General features: G+C 60.8%; 11 protein-coding genes. 6 read left to right on the forward strand and 5 right to left on the reverse strand.

Annotation, left to right across the window (positions count from 1 at the left end; all coding sequences use genetic code 11):
• Positions 1-2: 2 nt before the first annotated feature.
• Positions 3-977 (forward strand): cysteine synthase A, encoded by a 975-nt coding sequence (gene cysK, locus ORL50_RS11545; RefSeq protein WP_266014392.1) that lies wholly within the window; start codon positions 3-5, stop codon positions 975-977.
• A gap of 265 nt (positions 978-1242) precedes the next feature.
• On the forward strand, positions 1243-2181 hold the full coding sequence (locus ORL50_RS11550; protein WP_266014395.1) for an aspartyl/asparaginyl beta-hydroxylase domain-containing protein: 939 nt from the start codon (positions 1243-1245) through the stop codon (positions 2179-2181).
• A 40-nt stretch (positions 2182-2221) separates the two neighbouring features.
• Here ORL50_RS11550 and ORL50_RS11555 read toward each other — a convergent pair whose 3' ends face one another.
• The 4 genes from ORL50_RS11555 to ORL50_RS11570 all read right to left on the reverse strand — a co-directional run bounded on the left by ORL50_RS11555 (position 2222) and on the right by ORL50_RS11570 (position 6361).
• Positions 2222-3163, reverse strand: a complete 942-nt coding sequence (locus ORL50_RS11555) for a LysR family transcriptional regulator (protein WP_266014398.1) — start codon at positions 3161-3163, stop codon at positions 2222-2224.
• A 69-nt stretch (positions 3164-3232) separates the two neighbouring features.
• A complete protein-coding gene (locus tag ORL50_RS11560; protein ID WP_266014401.1) occupies positions 3233-4762 on the reverse strand; it encodes a tripartite tricarboxylate transporter permease in 1530 nt (509 codons plus the stop codon).
• Positions 4759-5292 carry a tripartite tricarboxylate transporter TctB family protein gene (locus tag ORL50_RS11565; protein WP_266014403.1) on the reverse strand — a complete coding sequence of 178 codons (534 nt, stop codon included), beginning with the start codon at positions 5290-5292 and terminating at the stop codon, positions 4759-4761. Before ORL50_RS11565 ends, ORL50_RS11560 begins: the two co-directional genes overlap by 4 nt.
• Before the next feature lie 52 nt (positions 5293-5344).
• Positions 5345-6361, reverse strand: coding sequence for a Bug family tripartite tricarboxylate transporter substrate binding protein (locus ORL50_RS11570; RefSeq protein WP_266014406.1), 1017 nt, complete (start codon positions 6359-6361; stop codon positions 5345-5347).
• 354 nt (positions 6362-6715) lie between these two features.
• On the opposite strand from ORL50_RS11570, the gene ORL50_RS11575 reads away from it, so the two are divergent.
• The 4 genes from ORL50_RS11575 (at position 6716) to ORL50_RS11590 (ending at position 11994) form a co-directional block, all read left to right on the forward strand.
• On the forward strand, positions 6716-7720 hold the full coding sequence (locus ORL50_RS11575; RefSeq protein ID WP_266014409.1) for a 4-hydroxythreonine-4-phosphate dehydrogenase PdxA: 1005 nt from the start codon (positions 6716-6718) through the stop codon (positions 7718-7720).
• 428 nt (positions 7721-8148) lie between these two features.
• A complete protein-coding gene (locus ORL50_RS11580) occupies positions 8149-9324 on the forward strand; it encodes an L-rhamnonate dehydratase (protein WP_122476260.1) in 1176 nt (391 codons plus the stop codon).
• 51 nt (positions 9325-9375) lie between these two features.
• Positions 9376-10371, forward strand: a complete 996-nt coding sequence (araD1, locus tag ORL50_RS11585; RefSeq protein ID WP_266014414.1) for an AraD1 family protein — start codon at positions 9376-9378, stop codon at positions 10369-10371.
• Positions 10372-10413: 42 nt separating this feature from the next.
• Positions 10414-11994, forward strand: coding sequence for an aldehyde dehydrogenase (NADP(+)) (locus ORL50_RS11590; RefSeq protein ID WP_266014417.1), 1581 nt, complete (start codon positions 10414-10416; stop codon positions 11992-11994).
• Positions 11995-12085: 91 nt separating this feature from the next.
• Here the strand turns inward: ORL50_RS11590 and ORL50_RS11595 are convergent, their stop codons facing one another.
• Positions 12086-12982, reverse strand: coding sequence for a DMT family transporter (locus tag ORL50_RS11595; protein WP_266014420.1), 897 nt, complete (start codon positions 12980-12982; stop codon positions 12086-12088).
• Positions 12983-13018 lie beyond the last annotated feature (36 nt).

The following is a 13018-nucleotide window of genomic DNA, read 5'->3' on the forward strand; positions in this document are numbered from 1 at the left end:
CCATGAGCCGTATCTTCGCTGACAACGCCCATTCCATCGGCAATACGCCCCTGGTGCAGATCAACCGCATCGCCCCGCGTGGCGTGACCATCCTGGCCAAGATCGAAGGGCGCAACCCCGGTTATTCGGTCAAGTGCCGGATTGGCGCCAACATGATCTGGGATGCCGAAAGCTCCGGAAAACTCAAGCCTGGGATGACCATCGTCGAGCCTACTTCCGGTAACACCGGTATTGGCCTGGCGTTTGTTGCCGCTGCCCGGGGCTACAAGCTGCTGCTGACGATGCCCGCCTCCATGAGCATTGAGCGGCGCAAGGTGCTCAAGGCCCTCGGCGCTGAACTGGTGCTCACCGAACCGGCCAAGGGCATGAAGGGCGCGATTGAAAAAGCTGCTGAAATTGTCGCCAGCAATCCATCCACGCATTTCATGCCCGCGCAGTTCGAAAACCCGGCGAACCCGGCGATTCATGAGAAGACAACCGGTCCGGAAATCTGGAATGACACCGACGGTGCGGTCGATGTGCTGGTAGCCGGGGTGGGGACCGGCGGAACTATTACCGGGGTCTCGCGGTATATCAAGAACACCCAGGGCAAACCGATTCTCTCGGTCGCCGTTGAACCGGTGGTGTCGCCGGTGATTACCCAGGCGTTGGCCGGGCAGGAGATCAAGCCGAGCCCGCACAAGATCCAGGGGATTGGCGCAGGTTTTGTGCCGAAGAACCTGGATCTGTCGATGGTCGACCGGGTCGAGCTGGTGACTGATGATGAGTCCAAGGCCATGGCCTTGCGCCTGATGCAGGAAGAAGGAATTTTGTGCGGGATTTCCTGCGGCGCGGCGATGGCCGTGGCAGTGCGGCTGGCTGAAACGCCAGAGATGCAGGGCAAGACCATCGTGGTAATCCTGCCCGACTCCGGTGAGCGTTATCTGTCGAGCATGTTGTTCAGTGATCTGTTTACCGATCAGGAGAACCAGGCTTAAAAGAACACTCTGTAGGAGTGAGCCTGCTCGCGATTACTGACTGATCCACCGCTATCGCGAGCAGGCTCGCTCCTACAGGTGGCTGGCCTGACCCAAGTCAGCTCCCGTTCAGCAAATCTGTGTTAATAAGCAATTTGTTACTGAATCCATAAAACTGCATGTCGAATTTCACGGGTTTTTCCCGAGGCCGGTAGTGATTATCATGGCCGGCTGCCACGTCGGGTAAATGACGTTGGCAGAGTTGCCCATTCTCAAGGAGTTGTTGATGACCTTTTCCTTTGCCGCGAAGGCATCTTTGTTACTGCTGTTCCTGGGCAGCACCCTCTATGTGCATTTGCGCGGCAAGGCGCGGCTGCCGGTCTTGCGTCAATTCGTCAACCATTCGGCTTTGTTCGCCCCCTATAACGCCTTGATGTACCTGTTCTCCGGAGTGCCTTCCAAACCGTACCTGGACCGAAGCAAGTTCCCGGAACTGAACGTGCTCAAGGATAACTGGCAAGTCATACGCGACGAGGCGATGCACTTGTTCGACGAGGGCTACATACGCGCCGCCGAGAAGAACAACGATGCCGGTTTTGGCTCGTTTTTCAAGAAGGGCTGGAAGCGGTTTTACCTCAAGTGGTACGACAAACCACTGCCCTCCGCCGAGGCCCTGTGCCCGCAGACTGTAGCGCTGGTGAGCAGCATCCCCAATGTCAAAGGGGCGATGTTTGCCTTGCTGCCTGGCGGTAGCCATTTGAACCCGCACCGTGATCCGTTCGCTGGTTCCTTGCGTTATCACCTGGGGTTGTCGACCCCCAATTCCGATGCTTGCCGGATTTTCGTCGATGGCCAGGAGTATGCGTGGCGCGATGGCGAGGACGTGATGTTCGATGAGACCTACGTGCACTGGGTCAAGAATGAGACTGAGCAGACTCGGGTGATTCTGTTCTGTGACATTGAGCGGCCGCTGAGCAACCGTTTCATGACTCGGGTGAATCGCTGGATCAGCGGGTTGTTGGGCCGTGCCACTGCGCCGCAGAATCTTGATGATGAGCGGGTGGGTGGGATCAATCAGGCGTATGCCTGGAGCAAGAATTCCAGTGACCGGTTCAGTGGGGTGATCAAGCAGTGGAAACGACGCAATCCCAAGGCTTATCGAGTGCTTAGGCCTGTGTTGGCGGTGGTTGTGTTGGGATTGTTGTCGTATTGGTTGTTCGGCTAACGCCCGACTGACCAGGGCATGAAGCCACATCCTCCCTGAATTATTGACCCACCCCATGCTCTGCCCGCACCGAATTCATAAACGCCTGCATCGCAGACGACTGAATCCGGTGCCTGCGGGTGATCAACCCAAACGGTGGTAGCCGCGCCTCGAACTTGATCGGCAACACCGCCAGCAGATCGCGTCCTGGATAATCTTCCACTACCGAAACGGGCGTCACGCCGAGCATGTCGGTCTGCTGGATCAAAGACAGCAGGGTCATGATCGACGTGGTCTCGACGATGCTGCTGGGGATATCGACCCGTGCGTTGTGGAACACCTGGTTGATGATCGCGCGCATGGGGCTTGGGTGTTGTTGCAGCACCCAGGTCATGTTCTGCAGTTCTGCCCAGCTCAGCTTCTGCGCTTTTGCCAGGGGATTCTGCGCGCCGGCGATCACGCACAGGGCTTCTTCGCCCAGGCTGTCGAATAACAGTTCTTCGGCTCGGGCGCCTGCGGGAATCCGGCCCAGCACGATGTCCAGTTGATCTTGCAGCAAGGCCTGGACCAGCACGTCGCTGGTGTCGACTTGAATACTCATGGACAGCCGCGGGTGGCTTTGTTTCAGGGTGGCGATGGTGCGGGTCAGCAGCCCCGAGGCCAGGGCCGGGATGGCACCGACTGCAACTCGGCCAAGGTTGCCGGATTCCAGGGCGACCAGTTCTTCACGCATGCCGCTGAGTTCGGCAAATACCATGCGCGCGTAATAGATGACCGTCTCGCCGAAGGGGGTTGAACGCATACCCCGAGGCAAGCGCTCGAACAGCTCGACGCCGAGCAGGTCTTCGGCCTCGTGGAGCATCTTGGTGGCGGCGGGTTGGGTCATGCCGATATGGTCGGCGGCGCGGCGCAGCGAGCCGAACTCCTGCAGCGCCAGCATCAGGCGCAACTGGCGCAGACGCAGGCGGCTGTGGATCAGATTGGCATCAGGAATTCGGGTCATGGGCCGCACTCGCAAGAAAGACTGCGGCAAGCCTGACAACAAATGTCAGGCGTTGCCAGCATTGCTGTGTCACAACACCGATTTTGGTTTGGCGACCGCTGGCTTGCGCAGGCCCAGCAGGGTTTGCAGCACTTTGGAAATCAGCGGCCAGAACAGCATCAGCAGCGCTGCCGTGGTCAAACCGCCGACCAGCGGGTTGGACCAGAAGATACCGATGTGGCCGTCGGAGAACAGCATCGACTGGCGGAACGCATCTTCTGCCTTGTCACCCAGCACCGCCGCCAGCACCAATGGTGCAATCGGGTAGCCGAGTTTCTTGAACAGGTAACCCAGTGCGCCGAAGCCCAGCATCAGCACCACGTCGAAGAACGAGTTGTGCACGGAGTAGGCGCCGATGGCGCACACCATGATGATGATCGGGGCAATGATCGAGAACGGAATGCGCAGGATCGAGGCGAACAACGGCACAGTGGCCAGCACCACGATCAGGCTTACCACGTTGCCCAGGTACATGCTTGCGATCAGGCCCCAGACGAAGTCATGTTGCTCGACGAACAAGGTTGGCCCCGGGTGCAGGCCCCAGATCATCAGGCCACCGAGCATCACTGCAGCGGTCGCCGAACCGGGGATGCCCAGCGTGAGCATCGGCAGCAGGGCGCTGGTGCCGGCCGCATGGTCGGCGGTTTCCGGGGCGATCACGCCTTCGAGCTCGCCCTTGCCAAAGTTCTCGCGATTCTTCGAAAAGCGGCGTGCCAGGCTGTAGCTCATGAACGATGCCGCCGTCGGGCCACCGGGGGTAATACCCATCCAGCAACCCACCAAAGTGCTGCGCACAATCGTCCACCAGTAACGTGGAAGCTTGGCCCAGGTGCGCAGGATCACCATCGGCGTGATTCGCGCATGTTCGCCGCGGAACACCAAGCCTTCTTCGACGGTGCAGAGGATTTCACCAATACCGAACAGGCCGATCACCGCGACTTCGAAACTGATCCCGGTCATCAGGATGGGCTGGTCGAAGGTCAGGCGCAGGTTGCCAGAAACCGTATCCATGCCGACTGCCGCCATGGCGAAGCCGATCATCATGGCGACCACGGTTTTCAGTGGCGGGTTCTTGCTCATGCCGATGAAGGTACAGAACGCCAGCAGGTACACCGCGAAGAACTCCGGTGAGCTGAACGACATGGCGAACTCGGCAATACGTGTCGACAGGAAAGTCAGCAGCAACACACCGGCCAATGCGCCGATCAATGCGGAGCTGAACGCCGCAGTCAGGGCTTCGGCCGCACGACCTTCTCGGGCCATCGGGTAGCCGTCGAAAGTGGTCGCCACCGATGAGGGCTCGCCGGGTATGTTGAACAGAATCGAAGTGATCGAGCCGCCAAACAAAGCGCCCCAATACATGCAAGAGAGGAGGATGATCGCCGACACCGGCGACATGGTGAACGTCAGCGGCAACAGCAGCGCCACGCCGTTGGGGGCGCCAAGGCCAGGCAACACGCCGACCAGGATGCCCAGCAGAACGCCAACCACCATCAGGCCGATGTGCCCCGGGGTAAGAATCAGGTTCATGCCTTGCAGCAGGGAATCGAATTCGCTCATTTGAAGTGTCTCCCGGCCAGGGCAATCCAGTCGCCCAACGGACCGGCATCCAGCGGGACCTTGAACCACAGCGCAAAAATCAGGTAGCTGGCAAGCACCGCGCCGAGGGAAATCGCCGCGATTTTCCACTTGCTGTAGGGCGTGGCGCGCGCTTTATCGCTCCACATGAACCACGCGATGAAGCAGGCCGAAGCCACGTAGATACCCACCAGCGGCATCGCCGCAACGAACAGTGCAATCGGAATGAACACCGACAGCACCTGGCGAAACGCACCGCGGCTGACGAACGCCACACTCAATGCTTGCCAGCGCACCAGTGTCAGCACACCGTTACCCAGGCTGGCGGCGCTCAATAGCAGGCCGATGTAGAAGGGGAAGTAACCCGGCTCAGGGCCGGAATCGCCCCAGCCGATACCCTGTTCGACGCTGCCGAACATCACCACCACACCGATCAGTGTGGTGAAGACTGTCAGGCCAAGCTCGACCCAGCGGGTGCCGACCAGCGCCGGTGAATCCGAAGAATGGGACATCAAACACCTCCAGCAGGTGACGGCCGTACTCAGTTGAACGGCCGCAGGCGACTCAGTTTTTCAGCCAGCCGGCTTCCTTGAACACCGGCGTGACGCGAGCGGTGTCTTTTTCAATGTAGGCGGTCAATGGCTCGCCTTCGAGGAACGTTGGCACCAAGGCGTTCTGTTTCACGTAGGCCTTGAATTCCGGTGTCTCGGTGACCTTGCGCAGCAGTTCGACGTAGAACGCCCGTTGCTCGGCGGTGACTTCGCCGGGCATGAAGACGGTGCGCGGGAAGCGGTATTGATCGATGCCCAGGCCTTGTTCGTGGCACGTTGGAACGTCGGCCCAGGATTTGTCGCCGGCGACTTTCTCGGTGTAGGTCATGCGCTCTTTACTGAACACGCAGAGCGGTTCGATCTGGTCGCCGCGCCATTGGCTGATGCTTTCGCTGGGATTGTTGACGTTAGCGGCGATGTGTTTGCCGGCCAACTGGGTCGCGGCTTCACTGCCGCTCTTGAATGGGATGTACACCAGTTTGCTGTTGTTGGTCTGGTTGAGCAGCAGGGTCAGGGTCTGGTCGACATCCTTGGACTGGCTGCCACCCATGCGCATTTTCGCCGGGTCCGCCTTGGCCGCTTCATAGAATTCCTTGGCGTCTTTCCACGGCGCGCCTTTATAGCTCCAGAGAATGAAGTCATCCTCGGCCACGGCCGCGACGGGGGTCAGTTCCTGCCATTGATAACCGAGCTTGGAAACCAGCGGCAACAGGTAGATGTTGTTGGTGCCGATCACCAGCTTTTCCGGATCGCCCTTGTTCATCTTCAGGTCGAGAAAGGCTTCGGCACCGTTGCCGCCGCCCTTGTTGAGGACGATGGTGTTGACGTCGAGCAGCTTGTGCGTGGAGATGATCGACTGGATCAGTCGACCGAGCTGGTCAGTGCCGCCACCGGGACCACCCGCGACGACGATTTCGACGTTCTTATCGGGTTGCCAGGCTGCGTTGGCGAGGGCCGGGAGGACGCCGGCGGCGACCAGCGAGCAGCCGAGGAACAGACGGGACGTGCGACGGACGAATGCATTTCGCATGGAAGGGCCTCGTTTTTGTAGTTGTTATGAGTGGCTTGTCTGGGCGCTTGAGCCGCAAGCCTGGAGTGAGTGTGGGAAGGAGCAAGCCCCGCGTCTAGTCAAAACAATACATACACCGATAGCCTGGGGTTATAGCTCGCCGCAGCGAAAACTGCGTCAACCGCCAAGACCGTTGTGCCAGAGCCATTTGAGTGGAAAGTTGCTGACAGCGCAATATGCTTGCGTCGAGCTGAAACGAGGGTGTGACATAACCCGAGGCTATCGGCGTATCCCGAGTTTTGATTGGACGGTTATCGCCGGACCTTCGATAGTGGCGGCATAAGAAGACACGGCCTGAACTTTGAGGAGTGAAGCATGAACAAGACATCCATCGCCATGGTCCTCGGCGACCCTGCGGGCATCGGCCCAGAACTGATTGCACGGCTGCTTGCCGAGCCTGCGGTGCGCAGCCAGGCCAACGTGATCCTGATTGCCGATGAGGCGGAGATGCGTCGCGGCATGCACATCGCCGGGGTGGAATTTCCCTACCGGCGAGTCGAGTCCCTGGAGCAATTGTCGTTCGTCGATGACATTCCGCTGTTCTTCGACTATCGCGGCGACACCGTCGGTGAATTCGCCCGCAGTGAAGCCAGTGTCAGCGGCGGTCGCTACAGCCTCGACACCCTGGAAAAAGCTTTGCGGCTGACCGAGGCCGGCGCTACCGATGCCATTCTGTTCGGCCCGTTGAACAAGACCTCGTTGCACATGGCCGGCATGGCTCATAACGACGAGCTGCACTGGTTCGCCGAACTCCTGGATTTCCACGGGCCGTTCTGCGAATTCAACGTGCTCGATAATCTTTGGACTTCGCGGGTCACCTCCCATGTGGCGTTGGCCGAGGTACCTGGCATGCTGACCCAGGCGCGGGTGGTGGAAGCGATTCAGCTGATCGATACCGCACTCAAGCGCAATGGCCTGGAAAAACCGCGCATTGGCGTGTGCGGGTTAAATCCGCACAACGGTGACAACGGTTCATTTGGCCGCGAGGAACTGGACATCATCGGGCCGGCGGTGCGCTCGGCCCAGGCGTTGGGAATCGCGGCGGAAGGGCCGTATCCGGGAGACACGATTTTCCTCAAGGTCCAGGGCGATGCCAGTGCCTTCGACGCAGTGGTGACGATGTATCACGACCAAGGACAAATCGCGATCAAGCTCATGGGATTCTCCCGCGGAGTGACGGTGCAGGGCGGCTTGCCGATCCCGATCACCACACCGGCCCATGGCACTGCATTTGATATCGCAGGGCAGGGCAAGGCCAACGTCGGCGCGATCCGCCAGGCCTTCGAAATCGCTTGCCGGATGGGTGCGAATACCTACTGACACTCCGCAGTATCTGGAGCCTCGCTTGCCTGCGATGACGACCGCAAAATCGCCATCGCCGGCAAGCCGGGCTCCTACGGATTTGCGCCAAGCCCCAATCCCGCATACACCCCAATCCCTGTAGGAGCCTGGCTTGCCAGCGATGACGTCCTCGAAAACGCCATCGCCGCCAAGCCGGGCGCCCACGGATTTGCGCCGAACCCAATCCCGCATACACCCCAATCCCCCGTAGGAGCCTGGCTTGCCAGCGATAGCGGTATTGTGGATTGGCCGATAACCCGACTCGGGCAATTGACGGTCAAACCGATCACCCCAGGTTATCGCCGGATACGCATAAGTGATTATCCGCCGTCCCTGCACGCTGGCTAAAGTCGCCCCATCGAAAGCGACTCAACAACAAGAAGCCGGCAGCGCAAGGAACAGTACCCATGAAAATCAAAGCAATCCGAACCCGAGTTTTTGAGTGGAAAGGCAAAGTCGTTCCGCCTCAAGCACACTTCTGCACCAACGCCAGCGACATCCTGTTCGAGCGTGGCGATGCCATGGGCTCGTTCCGTTTCCACGGCTGGCTGGTGGTGGAAGTCGAGACCGACACCGGTCTGGTCGGCATCGGTAACTGCGCCCTGGCGCCGCGCGTGGCCAAGGAAATCATCGACACTTACCTGGCGCCGATCGCCATTGGCGAAGACCCGTTCGACAACGAATACATCTGGCAGAAGATGTATCGCCAGAGCCACGCCTGGGGCCGCAAAGGCATCGGCATGGCAGCGATCTCGGCGATCGACATTGCCATCTGGGACATCATGGGCAAGGCGGTGAACAAGCCGGTGTTCAAGTTGCTCGGCGGGCGCACCAAGGAAAAGATCTGGACCTACGCGTCCAAGCTTTACGCCAACGACAACCTCGACCTGTTCCTCGAAGAGGCCCAGGGCTACCTGAACCAGGGTTTCACCGCGCTGAAAATGCGCTTCGGCTATGGCCCGAAAGACGGTCCGGCGGGCATGCGCAAAAACATCGAGCAAGTGCGCGCGCTGCGTGAACTGGCCGGCCCTGACGTCGACATCATGCTTGAATGCTACATGGGCTGGACTCTGGAATACGCCCGCCGCATGTTGCCGAAACTGGCGGAATTCGAACCGCGCTGGCTCGAAGAACCGGTCATTGCCGACGACATCGAAGGCTACATCGAGCTGAAGAAGATGGGCATCATGCCAATTTCCGGCGGCGAGCATGAGTTCACTTCCTACGGTTTCAAAGACCTGCTCGAGCGCCGCGCCATCGACGTGATCCAGTACGACACCAACCGCGTTGGCGGCATTACCGCTGCACGCAAGATCAACGCCATGGCCGAGGCCTGGTCGGTGCCGGTGATTCCTCACGCCGGGCAGATGCACAACTACCACCTGACCATGTCCACCACCGCTTCGCCGATGGCCGAATTTTTCCCGGTGTTCGACGTCGAGGTCGGCAACGAACTTTTCTACTACGTGTTCAAGGGCGAGCCGCAACCGGTCAACGGTTACATCCAGCTCGACGACAACACACCGGGCCTGGGCCTGGAAATCTCCGATGAATACCTGAGCGACTTCAACATCATCGAGTGACCCTGGAGCGCCGCCACGGCGGCGCCATCCCCGACTGTCTGGAGGGCCGATATGCGCCTGATTCAATTTGAAAACACTGGCGGTGAACGCCAGGTTGGTCTCGTCGACGGCGCCCAGGTCCAGGTCCTGCGCGACACTCGCAGCACCCGTGAACTGGCACTCGCGGCCATCCGTGCCCGGCGCAGCCTGCAGGAAGAGGTTGAGCTGCGCGGCACCGAGCCTGGCCCGGACTACGCGCAACTGCTGGCGCAGGGACACGTCCTGGCGCCGTTGGACCACGAAGATCCGGCCCATTGCCTGATCAGCGGCACCGGCCTGACCCACCTGGGCAGCGCTTCGGCGCGGGACAAGATGCATCAGCAGGAGGGCGCGGTGGAAGCCGGCATGACCGACACCATGCGCATCTTCAAATGGGGGCTGGAGGGCGGCAAGCCTGCGGCGGGGCAGGTCGGCGCGCAACCGGAGTGGTTCTACAAGGGTGACGGCAGCATCGTCGTGCGCCCTGGTGCGGATTTCCCGGTCCCACCCTTCGCCGAGGATGCCGGCGAGGAGCCTGAACTCACTGGCCTCTACGTGATCGGCGACGACGGCCTGCCGTACCGGGTCGGCTACGCCCTGGGCAACGAGTTCTCCGACCATGTGATGGAGCGGCGCAATTACCTGTACCTCGCCCACTCGAAGCTGCGTTTCTGCGCCTACGGCCCGGAGCTGCGGGTCGGCGAGTTGCCCCGGCACCTGGCCGGCACCAGTCGCATCACGCGCAATGGCGAGACGATCTGGGAAAAAGAGTTTCTCAGCGGCGAGGACAACATGTGCCACAGCCTGGCCAATCTGGAATTCCACCACTTCAAGTACGCACAGTTTTTGCGCCCTGGTGACGTTCACGTGCATTACTTCGGCACCGCCACATTGTCGTTTGCCGACGGGATAAAAACCCAGCCGGGCGATCGTTTCCAGGTCAGCCTCGACGCGTTCGGCGCGCCCCTGGAGAACGGCATCGGCGAGAGTACCCAGCCGCTCGAGATTGGCCAGGTCCGTGCGCTTTAAGCCTTCAATCCCCGGCGCTGTCGGCCGGCCAAGGAAACTCTGATGACCACGCTAACCGGACATAACTACATCGGCGGGCGCCGCAGTGCCAACGGTACTGTGCAACTGCAGAGCCTGGATGCGAGCACCGGCGAGCCGTTGCCGGGCACCTTTTACCAGGCAACTGAAAGCGAGGTGGACGCCGCTGCCAAAGCCGCCGCTGCTGCTTACCCGATCTACCGCAACCTTAGCGCTGCCAAGCGCGCGCAGTTCCTCGATGCAATTGCCGATGAAATCGACGCGCTGGGTGATGAGTTTGTCGCCGTTGTCTGTCGTGAAACTGCCCTGCCGGCCGGGCGTATCCAGGGCGAGCGCGGGCGTACCAGTGGGCAGATGCGCTTGTTCGCCAAGGTGCTGCGTCGCGGCGATTTCTATGGCGCGCGGATTGATCAGGCATTGCCGGATCGCCAACCCCTGCCACGTCCCGACCTGCGCCAGTACCGCATCGCGCTGGGGCCGGTGGCGGTGTTCGGTGCGAGTAATTTTCCGCTGGCATTTTCCACCGCCGGTGGCGATACCGCTTCAGCCCTGGCAGCGGGTTGCCCGGTGGTGTTCAAGGCGCACAGCGGGCACATGGCCACGGCTGAATGGGTGGCGAACGCTGTCCTGCGTGCCGCCGAACGCACGCAGATGCCGGCGGGCGTGTTCAACATGATCTATGGCGGTGGAGTGGGCGAGTGGCTGGTCAAGCACCCGGCGATTCAGGCCGTGGGGTTCACCGGTTCACTCAAGGGCGGCAATGCCCTGAGCCAGATGGCCGCCAGCCGTGCGCAACCGATCCCGGTGTTCGCCGAGATGTCGAGCATCAACCCGGTGTTCCTGTTGCCCCAGGCACTCAAGGTCCGGGGCGAGCAGATCGCCGCGCAGCTTGCCGGCTCGGTGACCCTGGGTTGTGGTCAGTTCTGCACTAATCCGGGCCTGGTCATTGGTCTGCGTTCGCCGCAGTTCAGCCAGTTCCTGCAGACCTTCTGCGCGAGCATGAACCAGCAGCCGGCGCAGACCATGCTCAACGCCGCAGCTTTGGCCAGCTACAGTCGCGGGCTCGGTGAATTGCACGAGCATCCCGGGCTGACGCACTTGGCGGGTCAGCCGCAGGACGGCAATCAGGCGCAACCGCAGGTGTTCCAGGCGGACGTCAGCCTGTTGCTGGAAGGCGATGAATTGCTTCAGGAAGAAGTGTTCGGGCCGACCACCATCGTCATTGAGGTCGAGGATCAGGCGCAGTTGGCGGCGGCGCTGAATGGCTTGCGCGGACAATTGACCGCGACGCTGATTGGCGAGGCCGGGGAGTTGCTGGAGTATCGCTGGCTGGCCGAACAGTTGCAGGAGAAGGTCGGGCGAATTTTGCTCAATGGCTATCCTACAGGGGTCGAGGTGTGCGAAGCGATGGTGCATGGCGGGCCGTATCCGGCCACTTCGGATGCCCGCGGAACGTCGGTGGGCACCTTGGCCATCGACCGCTTCCTGCGGCCGGTGTGCTTTCAGAATTACCCGGATGCGTTGCTGCCTGAGGCGCTGCAGAACGCCAATCCGCTGGGGATTCGGCGGTTGGTGGATGGGGAGGTGAGTCTGGCTGCTTTGTAGGTGTCTCTGAGAACGTTATCGCGAGCAGGCTCACTCCTACATGACAGGTAGGAGTGAGCCTGCTCGCGATGGCGTCATCAACAACCCCGCATCACTTCCGGCCAACCACCCTGGCCGGCTTCAACACCAACCACAACGCCACGGCAATCAACACCCCGCCGTAGATATGCGCCATCGACAACGGCTCATCGAGAAACAACGCCCCCCACAACACCCCGAATGGCGGAATCATGAACGTCACCGTCATCGACTTCACCGGCCCGACCGAACTCAGCAGGCGGAAGTAAATGATGTAGGCGAAGGCCGTGCACCCCAGGCCCAATCCCAGCAGCGACAACCAGACATTCCAGCCACCCCAGCTCACCGGCGGCTGGGTGATGACGCTGTAGCCGAACAGCGGCAGCAGGAACAAGGTCGCCCCGAGCATGCTGCCCAGCGCCGACAGGCGGCTGTCGAGGCCGCCGGCCTGGTCCAGCCAGCGCCGCGCAAGAAACCCGGCGAAACCGTAGCAGGTCGTGGCTAGCAGGCAGGCGAGGGCGCCCATCAGCAGCTGCAGATCGAATGCCATCGGCCCGGCACGGGTCAGGATGCCGACGCCGAACAATCCGAGGAACACCCCACCCACTTTCGCCGAGGTCAGTTTTTCGCTGAAGAACAGCCCGCCGATCAGCACGCCCATCAGTGGCGTGGTGGCATTAAAAATCGCCGAGTAACCGGCCGGCAGCACTTGGGCCGCCACGGAATACAAGGTGGCCGGGATGCCCGAGTTGATCACCCCGAGCAGCATCACCGTCTTCAGTTTGCCTTTGAAATCCCAGCTGATGCGCATCAGCCCCAGGATCACCAATAGCCCGGCAGCAGCGATCGACACCCGGAAGAACCCGGTGGGAACGGTGCCGATGACCGGAGCGATGATGCGCATGAACAGAAAGCTCGCACCCCAGATGGCCGCCAGCGACAGCATGCGAAAAATATCGACGGGGTTCACGGCACGTTCCTTCCTTGATGGGCGCGCAAGTGTCGC

The organism is Pseudomonas sp. RIT-562 (assembly GCF_026241895.1).
Lineage (GTDB): Bacteria > Pseudomonadota > Gammaproteobacteria > Pseudomonadales > Pseudomonadaceae > Aquipseudomonas > Aquipseudomonas mandelii_F.

Coding starts and splice junctions, on each gene's coding strand:
- ORL50_RS11590 (WP_266014417.1), top strand. CDS start 10,414: ATGACCACGCTAACCGGACATAACTACATCGGCGGGCGCCGCAGTGCC.
- araD1 (WP_266014414.1), top strand. CDS start 9,376: ATGCGCCTGATTCAATTTGAAAACACTGGCGGTGAACGCCAGGTTGGT.
- ORL50_RS11560 (WP_266014401.1), bottom strand. CDS start 4,762: ATGAGCGAATTCGATTCCCTGCTGCAAGGCATGAACCTGATTCTTACC.
- ORL50_RS11565 (WP_266014403.1), bottom strand. CDS start 5,292: ATGTCCCATTCTTCGGATTCACCGGCGCTGGTCGGCACCCGCTGGGTC.
- ORL50_RS11580 (WP_122476260.1), top strand. CDS start 8,149: ATGAAAATCAAAGCAATCCGAACCCGAGTTTTTGAGTGGAAAGGCAAA.
- ORL50_RS11570 (WP_266014406.1), bottom strand. CDS start 6,361: ATGCGAAATGCATTCGTCCGTCGCACGTCCCGTCTGTTCCTCGGCTGC.
- cysK (WP_266014392.1), top strand. CDS start 3: ATGAGCCGTATCTTCGCTGACAACGCCCATTCCATCGGCAATACGCCC.
- ORL50_RS11550 (WP_266014395.1), top strand. CDS start 1,243: ATGACCTTTTCCTTTGCCGCGAAGGCATCTTTGTTACTGCTGTTCCTG.
- ORL50_RS11575 (WP_266014409.1), top strand. CDS start 6,716: ATGAACAAGACATCCATCGCCATGGTCCTCGGCGACCCTGCGGGCATC.
- ORL50_RS11555 (WP_266014398.1), bottom strand. CDS start 3,163: ATGACCCGAATTCCTGATGCCAATCTGATCCACAGCCGCCTGCGTCTG.